Annotated in this window: 12 protein-coding genes; 5 read left to right on the top strand and 7 right to left on the bottom strand. The window is 66.1% G+C overall.

Features of this window, described 5'->3' with window-relative positions; genetic code table 11:
* Positions 1-129: 129 nt before the first annotated feature.
* From ABQJ54_RS04510 to ABQJ54_RS04520, 3 genes are read right to left on the bottom strand one after another with little or no spacing between them, the layout of a single operon-like run.
* On the bottom strand, positions 130-1,470 hold the full coding sequence (locus ABQJ54_RS04510; RefSeq protein WP_367853068.1) for an alpha/beta hydrolase: 1,341 nt from the start codon (positions 1,468-1,470) through the stop codon (positions 130-132).
* A 16-nt stretch (positions 1,471-1,486) separates the two neighbouring features.
* Positions 1,487-2,131: an SdpI family protein gene (locus ABQJ54_RS04515; protein ID WP_367853069.1), complete on the bottom strand. Its 645-nt coding sequence runs from the start codon at positions 2,129-2,131 to the stop codon at positions 1,487-1,489.
* Positions 2,131-2,415 carry an autorepressor SdpR family transcription factor gene (locus tag ABQJ54_RS04520; RefSeq protein ID WP_367853070.1) on the bottom strand — a complete coding sequence of 95 codons (285 nt, stop codon included), beginning with the start codon at positions 2,413-2,415 and terminating at the stop codon, positions 2,131-2,133. The genes ABQJ54_RS04515 and ABQJ54_RS04520 overlap by 1 nt, the downstream gene beginning before the upstream one ends.
* Before the next feature lie 119 nt (positions 2,416-2,534).
* Between ABQJ54_RS04520 and ABQJ54_RS04525 the strand changes: the two genes are divergently transcribed.
* Positions 2,535-3,332, top strand: a complete 798-nt coding sequence (locus ABQJ54_RS04525) for a cytochrome C assembly family protein (RefSeq protein ID WP_367853071.1) — start codon at positions 2,535-2,537, stop codon at positions 3,330-3,332.
* 63 nt (positions 3,333-3,395) lie between these two features.
* Here ABQJ54_RS04525 and cgtA read toward each other — a convergent pair whose 3' ends face one another.
* From cgtA to rplU, 3 genes are all read right to left on the bottom strand, one after another.
* Positions 3,396-4,469, bottom strand: coding sequence for an Obg family GTPase CgtA (gene cgtA / locus ABQJ54_RS04530; RefSeq protein ID WP_367853072.1), 1,074 nt, complete (start codon positions 4,467-4,469; stop codon positions 3,396-3,398).
* Positions 4,470-4,608: 139 nt separating this feature from the next.
* Positions 4,609-4,866, bottom strand: a complete 258-nt coding sequence (gene rpmA, locus ABQJ54_RS04535) for a 50S ribosomal protein L27 (protein WP_367853073.1) — start codon at positions 4,864-4,866, stop codon at positions 4,609-4,611.
* A 20-nt stretch (positions 4,867-4,886) separates the two neighbouring features.
* On the bottom strand, positions 4,887-5,201 hold the full coding sequence (rplU, locus tag ABQJ54_RS04540; RefSeq protein WP_367853074.1) for a 50S ribosomal protein L21: 315 nt from the start codon (positions 5,199-5,201) through the stop codon (positions 4,887-4,889).
* A gap of 189 nt (positions 5,202-5,390) precedes the next feature.
* Between rplU and uvrA the strand changes: the two genes are divergently transcribed.
* The 4 genes from uvrA (at position 5,391) to ABQJ54_RS04560 (ending at position 11,597) form a co-directional block, all read left to right on the top strand.
* Entirely contained in the window at positions 5,391-8,315 is a 2,925-nt protein-coding gene (uvrA, locus tag ABQJ54_RS04545) for an excinuclease ABC subunit UvrA (protein WP_367853075.1), read from the top strand.
* The gene (locus tag ABQJ54_RS04550; protein ID WP_367853076.1) at positions 8,312-8,809 is read left to right on the top strand and encodes a thioesterase family protein; all 498 of its coding nucleotides are present in this window, start codon (positions 8,312-8,314) and stop codon (positions 8,807-8,809) included. Before uvrA ends, ABQJ54_RS04550 begins: the two co-directional genes overlap by 4 nt.
* Before the next feature lie 180 nt (positions 8,810-8,989).
* Positions 8,990-10,324, top strand: coding sequence for an ABC transporter permease (locus ABQJ54_RS04555; protein WP_367853077.1), 1,335 nt, complete (start codon positions 8,990-8,992; stop codon positions 10,322-10,324).
* A 10-nt stretch (positions 10,325-10,334) separates the two neighbouring features.
* Positions 10,335-11,597 (top strand): ABC transporter permease, encoded by a 1,263-nt coding sequence (locus ABQJ54_RS04560; RefSeq protein ID WP_367853078.1) that lies wholly within the window; start codon positions 10,335-10,337, stop codon positions 11,595-11,597.
* 202 nt (positions 11,598-11,799) lie between these two features.
* On the opposite strand, the gene ABQJ54_RS04565 is transcribed toward ABQJ54_RS04560, so the two are convergent.
* Positions 11,800-14,046, bottom strand: coding sequence for a glycoside hydrolase family 20 protein (locus ABQJ54_RS04565; protein ID WP_367853079.1), 2,247 nt, complete (start codon positions 14,044-14,046; stop codon positions 11,800-11,802).
* Positions 14,047-14,222: the final 176 nt, after the last annotated feature.

Here is a 14,222-nt window from a genome sequence, read left to right on the forward strand (position 1 = left end):
TTAGATATCTTTCTAAATATTGTAAATGCCATTGCACCGATGAGAACCACTCCGTCTGCCGGAGGCCGGCGCCAGGCCTTGAGACCACGCAGCACCACCGCTGCCGGCGTGACGGTCCGGATCGCCGCCTCAGGAACTGGCAGGCTGCTCCTTGATCCAGCGGGCGACATCGTCGACCACCCGGGCATCGACATGCCCAGGCTTGTAGAGATCCGCCGGTGATGGCGGCTGGCCGGCGGGCATGAACAGGTGGCTCAGGCCCGGATACTCCTTCAGCCGCACTCTCTGGCTGTGCGCGAAAGCCGCCTGCCAATGGACGAAGTCGCCTTCGGGCGTCACCTGGTAATCGCCGCCGCCCTGCAGCACCAGCATCGGCATGTGCAGGGATTCCGCCGCAGTGACCGCGTTGTAGTCCCGGAGGCTCAGCCAATAGCTGGCCGGCGCATTCAGGAACGAACCTTCCGGCGGCTTGGCGGGATTGGCGCGGGCCATCGCGTCACGGGCGTCGATGACAGGCGCCAGCTCCTTGTCCAGTTCGGCCGTGGGCGTGCCTTGCAGGTGCCCGATGTATCGCATCTGGCGCACCAGCGTATCCAGGCCGAAACTCGCCGGCGTTCCCAGCAGGATCAGGCCGGCGAGGTGCGGGTCACGCTCGCCGATGCGGGGCGCCATCAACCCGCCCAGACTGTGCCCCAGCACGAACACGCGGTGCGGATCGATGCCCGGCTGCCGCGCCAGCAGGCGCGCGGCAGCCAGCGCGTCGTCGGTCACCTCGTCGTCCACGGTGATGGGCTTGCCGGCGACCTGTGCGGCGTAGGCGTAGGTGCGCTTGTCGTAACGCAACGTGGCCACGCCCGCCTTGGCCAGTCCCTCGGCCAGATCACGGAACGGCTTGTTCGGGCCGATCGTCTCGTCCTCGTCGTGCGGCCCGGAGCCGGCCACCAGCAGCACCGCCGGGAACGGCCCCTCGCCTTCGGGCAGGGTCAGCGTGCCCTGCAGCGGTCCCAGCGGCGAAGGCACCGGCAATGCCCGCGACACCGCGCCGGGTATCGCCGGCTCCGGCGCGGCGGCGGCTGGCTCCACCGACGCGGCCGGCACCACCCGGAAACCGTCGATGCGGCCCTGCGCGTCGCAGTGGAGGACCGCCGCCAGCGACGCACTGGAAAACGTCAGCGGCGCGACCAGCACGTCCTGCCCGCCCAGCGACCGTGGCACCAGGGTACCCAACGACTTGAAGCTGCCGGCCTGCACCTGCAGCTGCCCCCAGACCTGGCGCAGCATCTCCGGCGTGAGCTTGGCGGCCATCGCCGGGGCGAAATCCCTGCCGGCCTGGTCGTAGTGTCCCTGCGTCCACGCTTCCAGCGCCGCCTGTCCGTGTGCGCGGCAGGCATCGGCCGGCTTCGCCCCCGCAGGTGCCGCCAGCGTCAGGCCCAGCAGCGCCGTCATCATGCCCTTTGCCCGATTGACCATGTCCCGACCCTCCCGATCAGCGGCTGCCTTCCAGCCGCAGGTGGATGAAATACGAATAACCCGCCGCGATCAGCCACATCGCCGCCAGCACGATCAGCAGCAGCCACGGTGCGGGATCGACCAGGGCGATGAGCACCGTCACCAGGCCGCCCAGCATGAACAGGCGGCCGCCGAAGCGGTGCGTGCGTTCCCACACCGCATCGCTGGCCAGCGTCCATGGCGTGCGGATGCCGATGAAGAAGTTGCGGCGCAGCTTGCCCATGTAATTGCCGAGCAGCAGGTACAACACGCCGGTCGCCAGCATGACGATGGTCGGCATCGACACGGCATAGCCGGCCCCGGCCAGCAACATGCCCAGGCTGGCGACCAGCACGAAACCCTGCATGACCAGCATCAGCACGCCCCACACGTCTCCGAACCGCCTGATCGCAAACTGGCGCGGCGAAGCCGCCGGCAACACCACGGACAGCACTGCCACGGCGAGCACGCCCAGCGTCGGGAAGGCGGCTGCCCAGAAGCGCGACGTGATGCCGTTGACGTGGTTGTGCAGATCCCAATGCGTGGGCACTTCGGCTGGCAACTGCGGATACAGCCACGCACCCGCAGCCACCGCCACCGCGACAAAGACCACGGACACCCACAGATTGCGTTGCAGTTTCATCATTTGCCCCCACGACTCCCGACCGACGGAAACAGATCCAGCACCATGCGCGTGAGATCCTCGAACACGGTGCTGTTGAGCGAATAGACGATGTACTGGCCGCGCCGCTCGGTGCGCACCAGGTCGGCGTGCTTGAGCACGGCGAAGTGGTGCGACAGCGAGGCCGGCGTGATGTCGAACGCCTCGCCGATTTCGCCGGCGGTGAGCGGGCCATCCTGCAGGCGCTTGAGGATCGCGCGCCGGGTGGGATCGGCCATGGCCTTGAACACTTCCTGCTGCTTCATGAGGTACATCGTTCGCGGAACTTGTCTAGATATTTAGATATTTTTCTAAATATGTCAAGCATCGTGTGCCGATGAGAACCATTCCGGCTTGGTGAAGGGCTGTGCGACACTTCCAAGCTATGTCGCTCGCCCTGCTTTCCATCCTCGCCATCGTGTTCTATCTCGGCGGCGCCAGCCTGCTGGCGGCTCCGCTGACCGGCTGCCCGCGCACGCCGCAGCGGCTGGGCCTGTCCATCGCCACGTTGGCCGTGCTGCTGCATATAGCAGTGCTGCTAGGCGCGCACGGCGGGCGGCTGGACCTGCACTTCTTCGCCGCGCTGTCGCTGGTCGCCTGCGTGGTGGCGGCGCTGACCCTGCTGGTGAACCTGTCACGGCCGGTGGCGGGGCTGGGCGTGATCGTGTTCCCGCTGGCGGCGCTATTGTTGGGACTGGACGTGTTCCTCGCGCCGCCCACCACGCCGAACCCGCTGGACTGGCAGATCAGCCTGCACGTGGCGATCGCCCTGCTCGGCTACAGCCTGCTGTCGATCGCCGCGGGGGTGGCGGTGCTGCTGGCGGTGCAGGAGCGCGCGCTGCGCACGCACCGCCCGATCCGGCTGGTACGCGCGCTGCCGCCGCTGACCCAGACCGAATCGCTGCTGTTCCGCCTGATCGGTGGCGGCTTCGCCCTGCTCACGCTCACCCTGCTGAGCGGCGCGCTGTTCATCCAGAACATCCGCGCCCAGCACCTGATCCACACCACGGTGCTCAGCGTGCTTGCCTGGCTGATCTTCGGCGTGCTGCTGTGGGGACGCTGGAAGCACGGCTGGCGCGGGCGCAGCGCGGTGAACCTGTGCCTGGCCGGCATGGCCGTGCTGCTGCTGGCCTTCTTCGGCAGCAAGGCGGTGCTGGAGCTGATCCTGCACCGCAGCGTGTAGGAGCGGCTTCAGCCGCGATTTCCACGCGCAAGGCAATCGCGGCTGAAGCCGCTCCTACGACCCCTACGGCTCGCCGCGCAGGCGCACGTCGCCGGGGGCGATTTCGGCGCGTTCTTCCGCGCGCGCCATGCGCTGTTCCTCGAAGAAGCGCTGCACCTGTTGGCACACCACCATGGTGTTCTCGCGCGCCAGTGCCGAAACCAGGAACCACGGCGCCTTCCAGTCGAGACGACGCACGATGTCCTCCGCCACCTGCTGGCGCTCGTCCTCGGGCAGTGCGTCGGACTTGTTCAGCACCAGCCAGCGCGGCCGTTCCAGCAGTTCCGGATTGAACTTCGCCAGTTCGTGCTCGATCGCGCGCACCTGTTCCACCGGATCGGTGTCGTCGATCGGCGCGCTGTCGACCAGGTGCAGCAGCAGGCTGGTGCGCGACACGTGGCGCAGGAACTGGATGCCAAGGCCGGCGCCGTCGGCCGCGCCTTCGATCAGTCCGGGGATGTCGGCGATCACGAAACTCTGATCGGTGCCCAGGCTCACCACGCCGAGGTTCGGATGCAGGGTGGTGAACGGGTAATCCGCCACCCGCGGCGTGGCCGCCGACACCGCACGGATGAAGGTGGACTTGCCCGCATTGGGAAAACCGAGCAGGCCCACGTCGGCGAGCAGGCGCAGTTCCAGCTTCAACTCGCGCGTTTCGCCCGGCGTGCCCTGGGTGAACTGGCGCGGCGCACGGTTCACCGAGCTCTTGAAATGGATGTTGCCGAGGCCGCCCTTGCCGCCCTGCGCCACCAGCAGGCGCTGGCCGTGCGCGGTGAGGTCGCCGATGGTCTCGTCGGTATCGACGTTGGTGACCACGGTGCCGACCGGCACGCGGATCGTGGTGTCCTCGCCGCCCTTGCCGTACATGTCGCTGCCCATGCCGTTCTGGCCGCGCTGTGCCTTGTAGCTGCGCTGGTGGCGGAAATCGACCAGGGTGTTGAGGCCCTCGTCGGCGGCCAGCCACACCGAACCGCCGCTGCCGCCGTCGCCGCCGTCCGGGCCGCCGAACGGGATGAACTTCTCGCGGCGGAAACTCGCGCAGCCGTTGCCGCCGTCGCCGGCTTGGACCTTGATGATGGCTTCGTCGACGAATTTCATGACATGGGAACCGGGAACGAGGAATCGGAGAGGAACGGATGAAGCGGGGGGAACAAGCTTACTCGGGAAAATCCCGCCCCCGCCTCGCAAAAACAAAAGCCCCGCCGAAGCGGGGCTTTCGCTGCAGCTTCGAGAAGGATCAGCCCTTGACGACGCTGACGAAACGACGGTTCTGCTCGCCGCGGACCTTGAACTCCACCTTGCCGTCCACCAGGGCGAACAGGGTGTGGTCGCGGCCGAGGCCCACGCCGGTGCCGGCATGGAACTGGGTGCCGCGCTGGCGCACGATGATGTTGCCGGCCTCAACGGCCTGGCCGCCGTACACCTTCACGCCCAGGTACTTCGGGTTGGAGTCGCGACCGTTGCGGGACGAACCTACGCCTTTTTTGTGTGCCATGACTGTTTACTCCGGCTGTATCAGGCGTTGATGCCCGTGATCTCGACTTCGGTGAAGTGCTGGCGGTGGCCCTGCTGCCGCTTGTAGTGCTTGCGGCGGCGGAACTTGACGATGCGGATCTTGTCGGCGCGGCCGTGCTTGCGCACGGTGGCGGACACGGTGGCGCCGGCCACGGTGGGCGCACCAACGGTGATCGACTCGCCTTCGCCGACCAGCAGCACCTGGTCGAACTTCACGGCGGCGCCTTCTTCGGCGTCCAGCAGCTCCACGCGCAGGACATCGCCCTGCTGCACGCGGTACTGCTTGCCACCGGTCTTGATGACTGCGTAACTCATGGGATTATCCCTTCTGTCGTTATTCTCTTGGGTGCCGTCACGGCCTTTCGGGCCGGACGAACCGCGGATTGTATCCAGCCGCCAGCACCTTGGTCAATTCCTGACCAGCCCTTGGAAACACCACCTCCGCAGGCAATAAGTAACCTGCCCGGTTTGGTATAGTTCACTTTTCCCCTCGCGACCCCACGCATGGACACCATCCGCATCCGCGGCGCGCGCACGCACAACCTCAAGAACATCGACCTCGACCTGCCGCGCGACAAGCTGATCGTGATCACCGGCCTGTCCGGCTCCGGCAAGAGCTCGCTGGCCTTCGACACCATCTACGCGGAAGGCCAGCGGCGCTACGTGGAATCGCTGTCGGCCTATGCACGGCAGTTCCTGTCGATGATGGAGAAGCCCGACGTCGACCACATCGAGGGTCTGTCGCCGGCGATCTCGATCGAGCAGAAGTCCACCTCGCACAACCCGCGCTCCACCGTGGGCACGATCACCGAGGTCTACGACTACCTGCGCCTGCTCTACGCCCGCGTGGGCACCCCGCGCTGCCCCGACCACGGCATCCCGCTGGAGGCGCAGACGGTGAGCCAGATGGTGGACGCCACGCTCGCACTGGACCCCGGGAAGCGCTGGATGCTGCTGGCCCCGGTGGTGCGCGAGCGCAAGGGCGAGCACGTGCAGGTGTTCGAGCAGCTGCGCGCGCAGGGCTTCGTGCGCGCCCGCGTGGATGGTGCGGTGTACGACCTCGACGCGGTGCCGCCGCTGGGCCTGCGCATCAAACACACCATCGAGGCGGTGATCGACCGCTTCCGCCCGCGCGACGACATCAAGCAGCGCCTGGCCGAATCCTTCGAGACCGCGCTGCGGCTGGGCGATGGGCTGGTGATCCTGGCCGACATGGACGATCCGTCCGCGAAGGAGCAGCTCTACTCCTCGCGCTACTCCTGCCCGGTCTGCGACTACTCGTTGCCGGAGCTGGAGCCGCGGCTGTTCTCGTTCAACTCGCCGGTCGGCGCCTGCCCGAGTTGCGATGGCCTTGGCGTGACCCAGGTGTTCGACCCCGCGCGCGTGGTGGGCCACCCGGAGCTGCCGCTGTCCGGCGGCGCGATCCGCGGCTGGGACCGGCGCAATCCGCACTACTTCCAGATGCTGCAGTCGCTGGCCGCGCACTACGGCTTCGACGTGGACACCCACTGGCAGGATCTGCCCAAGGCCACCCAGCAGGCGATCCTGTACGGCAGCGGCAAGGAGAAGATCGCCTTCCGCTACCTCACCGAGCGCGGCGGCCGGGTGACCCGCGAACACACGTTCGAAGGCATCCTGCCGAACCTGGAACGGCGCTACAAGGAAACCGAATCCACCGCAGTGCGCGAGGAGCTGGCCAAGTACATCAGCGACCATCCCTGCCCCGAGTGCGAAGGCCAGCGCCTGAACCGCTCGGCCCGCAACGTGTTCGTGGCCGACCACGCCCTGCCCGCGCTGACCAACCGCTCCATCGACGATGCGCTGGCGTTCTTCGCCGACCTGACGCTCACCGGCTGGCGCGGCGAGATCGCGGCGAAGATCGTCAAGGAGATCCGCGAGCGCCTCACCTTCCTCAACGACGTGGGCCTCAACTACCTCACGCTGGATCGCCAGGCCGACACGCTGTCCGGCGGCGAGGCGCAACGCATCCGCCTCGCCTCGCAGATCGGCGCCGGCCTGGTCGGCGTGATGTACGTGCTGGACGAACCCTCGATCGGCCTGCACCAGCGCGACAACGAACGACTGCTCGGCACGCTCACCCGCCTGCGCGATCTCGGCAACACGGTGATCGTGGTCGAGCACGACGAGGACGCCATCCGCATGGCCGACCACGTGCTCGACATCGGCCCCGGCGCCGGCGTGCACGGCGGCGAGATCGTGGCGCAGGGCACGGTGAAGGACATCCTTGCCTCGAAGCGCTCCGTCACCGGCCAATTCCTTACCGGCGAGCGCGCCATCGAAGTGCCGAAGCAGCGCCGCCAGCCCAACGACGACTCGTACTGGTTGCATCTGCGCGGCGCCAATGGCAACAACCTGAAGAACGTGGACCTAGCGATTCCGGCCGGCCTGTTCACCTGCGTCACCGGCGTCTCCGGCTCGGGCAAGTCCACCCTGGTCAACGACACCTTGTTCCGCCTCGCCGCCAGCGAACTCAACGGCGCCGGCACGCAGCCCGCGCCGTTCAAGTCGGTGGAGGGCCTGCAGCTGTTCGACAAGGTGGTGGACATCGACCAGTCGCCGATCGGCCGCACGCCGCGTTCCAACCCGGCCACCTATACCGGCCTGTTCACCCCGCTGCGCGAGCTGTTCGCGCAGGTGCCGGAGGCGCGCGCGCGCGGCTACGAGCCGGGCCGTTTCAGCTTCAATGTGCGCGGCGGCCGCTGCGAAGCCTGCGAAGGCGACGGCATGCTGAAGGTGGAAATGCACTTCCTGCCCGACGTCTACGTGCCCTGCGACGTCTGCCACGGCAAGCGCTACAACCGCGAGACGCTGGAGATCCACTACAAGGGCCACACTATCGCCGACGTGCTCGACATGACGGTGGAGGACGCGCTGAAGCTGTTCGAGAACGTGCCCACCATCGCGCGCAAGCTGGACACGCTGCGCGCGGTAGGCCTGGACTACATCAAGCTCGGCCAGAGCGCGACCACGCTGTCCGGCGGCGAGGCGCAGCGCGTGAAGCTGTCCAAGGAGCTCAGCAAGCGCGACACCGGCAACACGCTGTACATCCTCGACGAGCCCACCACCGGCCTGCACTTCCACGACATCGAGCAACTGCTCGACGTGCTGCACCAGCTGGTCGACCAGGGCAACACCGTGGTGGTGATCGAACACAACCTCGACGTGATCAAGACCGCCGACTGGGTGGTCGACCTCGGCCCCGAGGGCGGCGCCGGCGGCGGCCGCATCCTGGTCGCCGGCACGCCGGAAACCGTGGCCGCCACGCCCGGTTCGCACACCGGCCACTTCCTCGCGCCGCACCTGAAATCGGCCAAGCCCGCCGTCGCGAAGCGGACCAAGAACGAACTCAAGCACATCGCCTCGGCCGACAAGCACAAGCCGATGCGCGGAAGAAAGAAGACCCCATGAGCAAGACCGACAACGAGTCACCCAAGCCCAGGCGCCGCGGCAAGAAAACCGAACCCGTCGCCACCACATCGGCAACCATTGAAGTAGCAACAGCCACGCCGCAAGCGCTGTTCACCGCGGACATCGCCGCGCGCTGGCGCGACCTCGACGCCTTCAACCACGTCAACAACTCCAACTACCTCACCTACCTCGAAGAGGCGCGGTTGCAGTGGCTGAGCCACGTGCCCGGCCCGTGGTTCAGCGAACACGCCATGCCGGTGATGGCCGCCGTGCAGCTCAACTACCGCCGCCCGATCGAATGGCCCGCGCAGCTGCATGTGGAGCTCTACTGCGAGCGCATCGGCAACAGCTCGATGACCATCGCCCACCGCATCGTGGACGCACGCGACGGCGAACGCCTGTACTGCGACGGCAACGTGGTGATGGTGTGGATGGATCCGGCCACCGGCAAGCCGGTGCCACTGCCCGAAGCGATCCGCGACGCGGTCGGCTGAGCACCAGCCACACCCGCTGGGATTCAACGAAAGACCCGACCTCCCATCGCTTTCCAGAAGGCTTCGGGCGCCTGCCGGCATCCGGGCAACTGTTCTTTGCCAGCCAAATGAAGCATCCTCGTTTCCCGGATCGGCGGGCCACGTATCCACCGATAATCAGGCAAGGTCACAGGGGGCGTCATGTGGAGGTATTACGTCGCACTGGCGTTGCGGAGTAGTGCACGAAACAAGGCTTTGACGGCGCTGGTGATCGCGCTGCTGGCGTTCGGCGTGTCGGCCTGCATGGTGTCCTACGCGGTGTTCCGCGCGACCACGGGCAATCCCCTGCCCGATAAGTCTTCGCGGCTGTATGTGCCGTTGATCGACAATCTCGGCCCGGATTACAACGATGGTGGCGAACCGTATTGGTCGCTGAGCTACGTCGATGCGATGGCGCTGTGGCAGGCGCACAAGGCAAGCCGGCTGACCGTGCTGTATGCCACGACATGGCAAGTGCAATCGGACAACTCTTCGGTTCCTGCCATGTCGCTGGGTGGCGATGCGGTGACCGCTGACTTCTTCCCGATGTTCGAGGTGCTTTTCCGCTTCGGCGGTGGCTGGACGGCGGATGACGATGCCCGTCACGCCAATGTGGCCGTGATCAGCCAGAGCTTGAACGAGACGCTGTTTGGCGGGCAAGACAGCATCGGGCGAGAGATCCAGTTGGACGGCCAACTCTTTCGGGTCAGTGGCGTGTTGCAGGACTGGAACCCGCGACCGCGCTTTTTCGACCTCGGCAGTCATCACTCGGCATACAACTTCGGCTTCGAGGACACAGGAGATATCTACATCCCGTTCACCCGCGCCACCGACATGAAGAAGAACAGCGAGGCCGTCTTCTGCCCGACTGCATCATGGCGAGCGGACACTACCCACTGGGATGCCTACCTGCACAGCGAATGCGACCGGATCGATGCGTGGGCGGAACTGGATACGCCCGCCGAGGTGAACCGCTTCCGCGAATACCTGCACAACTATGCGGAAGAACAGCAACGCCTCGGGCGCTTCTCGTGGGCACCCAACATACGCCTGCGCAACCTCACGGACTGGCTGGCCTACGAGGTGGGCACACCCGCCGTATCCATCTTGTCCATGCTGGTCTCGGCGAGTTTTCTGCTGATCATTCTGGTCAACGTCGTCGGACTCATGCTGGCCCGATTCATGCGGCGCGCACCAGAAATCGGCATACGTCGTGCCTTGGGTGCTTCACGTACGGCCATCTACCGACAGTTCCTGACCGAGGCAGCCACCATCGGCTTCGTCGGCGGTCTGCTCGGCGTGGCGCTGACGTTGCTGGGCGTGATGGGTGCCAGCGAACTTTTCGCGCCGAACATTGCACGCCTCGTGCATGTGGATGCCTCGCTGATCGCACTGACCGTGCTGCTGGCCGTGCTTGCCACGATGGCTTCCGCCCTGTACCCGACGTGGCGCGCGGCGCAGACGCAGCCCGCGTGGCAGATCAAGATCAACCACTGAGGCATTCGTCATGGCACTCGCCCGAGCCTTCATGCAGCTGTCGCCCATCATCACGGCATTGCGCCGACACAAGGTGGCGACCCTGCTCATCGTGCTGCAGGTGGCGTTGACGCTGGCGGTGGCATCCAATGCCCTGTTCATCGCGGCAACGCGCGTCGTGCATCTGTCCCGCCCCACCGGAACGGACGAAGCCCATACCTTCATCATCCGCAACGGCTGGACGATGGGCCAGAACGCGACCCAGATCAACGCGAACATCAACGCCGATCTGGAGACCCTGCGCCATGTCGCGGGCGTGCGTGACGCATTTTCCAGCCAAGGGTTTCCGCTGGGTGGATACAACGCCGATCTCATCACGCACATCAAGCTCGAACCGGATCAGAAAGCAGACGCGCAAGTGGCTCCGTACTTTGCTTCCGACGAGCACACGATCCATACGTTTGGCATATCGCTGATCGCCGGGCGCAATTTCCGCCCTGATGAAATCGCCGGGATCGGCCCCAACGACAAGATGGCCCCGCCCGACATCATCATCACGCACAGCCTTGCCGACAAACTGTTCCCCGATGGTTCGGCGCTGGGCAAGACGGTTTACCTGCCGGACGGGCCTACCGCCATCATCGGCATCGTCGCCAGCTTGCAAAGCTCATTGTGCTCATTGTGGAACCGCGACGACGCTCTTGACGGCTATACGGTGCTGGTACCGATGCACTATCTCGACCCAGCGGGTGTCGTATATCTGGTGCGCACCGACACCACGGCCATGCAGCCAGTGATCACGGCGGCACTGAAAGCACTGCGAGAACGCAGCGGCGCGCGCATCATCAATCCGAAGAAAGACGTCTTCACGATGGCTTATGTACGCAAACGCGCCTACGCCGATGACCACAGCGTAGCGATGCTGATGAGCATCCTGAGCGCGCTGCTGCTGTTGGCCACCGCAGGCGGCATCGTGGGATTGAGCAGTTTCTGGGTCAGCCAGCGGCGTCGGCAGATCGGCATCCGTCGTTCGCTGGGCGCGACGGCCGGTGACATCCTGCGCTACTTCCACGCCGAGAATTTCCTGATCGTCAGCGGAGGTGTTGCGCTCGGCGCCTTGCTGGCGTTCCTTGCAAACCTCGGCCTGATGCAGTTCTACGAATTGCCGCGCATCCCGCCCTACACTCCCTTGCTGGGCGCGCTGGTGCTGTGGCTGCTCGGCCAGCTCGCCGTCTGGGGGCCAGCACGCTCGGCCGCCAAAGTACCACCCGTGGTCGCGATCCGCACGGAGTGATCTGCCCGAGTCTGCCGGCGCGCGGCGGGGTTGGTCGAGAACTTGATGTCTCGGTAGCAACGTCGGGCAAGGACTGCGCCGGCCCCATGATCTTCGAAGTGCCGCCGGCAAGCCAAGCCTCGCAAGTGAAAGGTTCTCGCGAGCACCCGCCCCTCACCCCAACCCTCTCCCCGAAGGGGAGAGGGGGAAAGGCGTGTTGGCGCTACTTCAGCAGGATCTCGTCCGAGAACAGCCAGGTGTTCGCGGCACCGTTCGGGAAGGCCACGGGCACCGTGGCGTAGCGGTTCGCGACGACACGGACGTAGCGTGCACTCACCGGCTTGCCCGCCTTGAACGCCACATGGAATACGTGCGGGCTGGTGTCCATCAGGTCGGCCTGCGGCTGCTCGGTATCGACCGTGCTCCAGTGCCGGCCATCACTCGAAACCTGGAAGCTCACCTGGTGCGGAGGCAGGATGCGCGAGCCGCTGTCCTGCAGGAAATCCACGGCAATCGAATGGATCGCGGTGGAATGCTGCAGGTCGATGGTGGCGTCCACGTCAGCGTCGTTCCAGCCCGACCATTGCCCGTTGTGGAAGTCGTCACCGCCCAGCACGCCGTCGATCAGCGCGGCGGCGGGCGCGTACTGCTTCGAAGGCGGCTGGGCGAGGCTCAGCGGCTTGCCGGTGGCGAGGTTGTCCACCAGTGTGAAGCAGGTCGGGTTGTCGTAGCGCAGCCCCTTGCGGAACGGCACCACCTGCAGCGTGCCAGCATGGTGCAGCGTCACCGCATCGGTGAACGACGGCGAGCTGGCCGTGGGCGTGCTGCCGTCCAGCGTGTAGCGGTTCACCAGATCATCGAAGCCACGCTGCGCATGCAGCTGCCAGCCGCCCGACGCAGCCGCCGCCAGCGAATACTGGACCACCGCATGGTCCTCGGGGCCGTAGGCCACGTGCCACGCATCCAGCCGCGGGTACTGCGCCTGCAGGCGCTGGTGGAAATCCGCCCAGGCCGCGTTGTCGTGCGCGTTGCCGCGCCACAGGTTCTCGGCGAACGCCAGCACGCGCGGATACAGCTTGGACTCGGCGTTGTACGGGTTCGCGCGCTCGCTCCACAGCGGCGCCTCGCCGCCCAGCAGCTGCGAACGGTGCGCCGCGAACACGGCGGCATCGGTCTTCGCGTCATCCGGGCTGCTGTCGTTGGCGATGTCGGTGTGGAACACGTCCTTCACCGTCAGCGAGTCCAGCGCGCGGTCGATGTAGAACGGCCCGGCGACCACCACGTGGTTGCCGTTCGCCAGCGCCTTGGCCTGCTCGTCCGCGCCGCGCCAGGCTTCGATGACGGCCTGCGTGTCGGCGCCGCCCTCGAGGATCTCGTCCCAGCCGACCAGGGTCTTGCCCTTGCCTTCCAGATAATGCTGGATGCGCTTGATGAAGTAGCTCTGCAGGCCGTCTTCGTCCTTCAGCCCCAGCTTGTGCATCAGTGCCTGGCAGGAAGCGCACTCGTGCCAGGCGACCTTGGGCGTCTCGTCGCCGCCGATGTGCACGTACTTCGACGGGAACAGCGGCAGCACCTCGTCCAGCACGTTCTCCAGGAAGGTGAAGGTGCCCTCGTCGCCGACGCAGTCGATGTTCTTGTGCACGCCCCAGGCGGTGGTCACGGCCACCTGCTGCTTGCTGCACGACAGTTCGGGATAGGCCGCGATCGCCGCCACGCTGTGGCCCGGCATCTCGATCTCGGGGATCACGGTGATGTTGCGCCGGCGCGCGTAGTCCACCACTTCGCGGATCTGCGCCTGCGTGTAGAAGCCGCCGTAGCGCGTGCCGTCCGCCTCGGTGCGCCATGCGCCCACGCTGGTGAGTTTCGGATAGCGCTTGATCTCGACGCGCCAGCCCTGGTCATCGGTGAGATGCCAGTGGAAGGTGTTGATCTTGTAGTAGCTGAGCAGGTCGAGCTGCTTCTCGACGAAGCTCACCGGATAGAAATGCCGGCTGACATCCAGCATCACGCCGCGCCACGGATAGGCCGGCGCGTCCTCGATGCGCACGGCGGGAACCGCCACCTGCGCGGCCTTCGTCAGTGGCAGCAGCTGACGCAGCGTCTGCACACCCCAGAACAGGCCCTTTTCGGTGGAAGCACTGATCGTGACCTGCTCCGGCGTCACCGCGAGCCGGTAAGCCTCGTCGCCCTGCACGGCGGGATCGAGCTTCAGCACGATGGCGTGCGCTCCGGCACCCTCACGCACCGCGATTCCGGTCTGCGCGCGGATCGCGTCGCGCAGGAAGGCGGCGATCTCACGGCCGCGGGCGTCCTTCGGCGCCTCCACGCGGGTGTGCGCATCCAGCCGGTAGCTGCCCTGCTCCAGCTGCAGGCGCTGCGGTTCGGGGATGATCGAGACACCGGTCGCCATGACCAGCGCCGGAAGCAGTGTGGACAGGCCCAGCAGGCACCGTGCAAGGATCTTCGACATCAATGCATCCCTCGTCGTTCGGACAGAGCCGGCTGCCATGGCGCATGTCTGGCGCATGGCAGCGATCGGAAACCGGAACATCCCCGGCCGCCTGCCGATGCCTGGAATTCACGGCGCCGGCACATTTACTCACTTGTAAATCATCGTTTCATATGTGCACACTAACGCGCAAGGCC

Origin of the sequence: Rhodanobacter lycopersici, assembly GCF_040812335.1 — a bacterium.
GTDB lineage: Bacteria > Pseudomonadota > Gammaproteobacteria > Xanthomonadales > Rhodanobacteraceae > Rhodanobacter_A > Rhodanobacter_A lycopersici.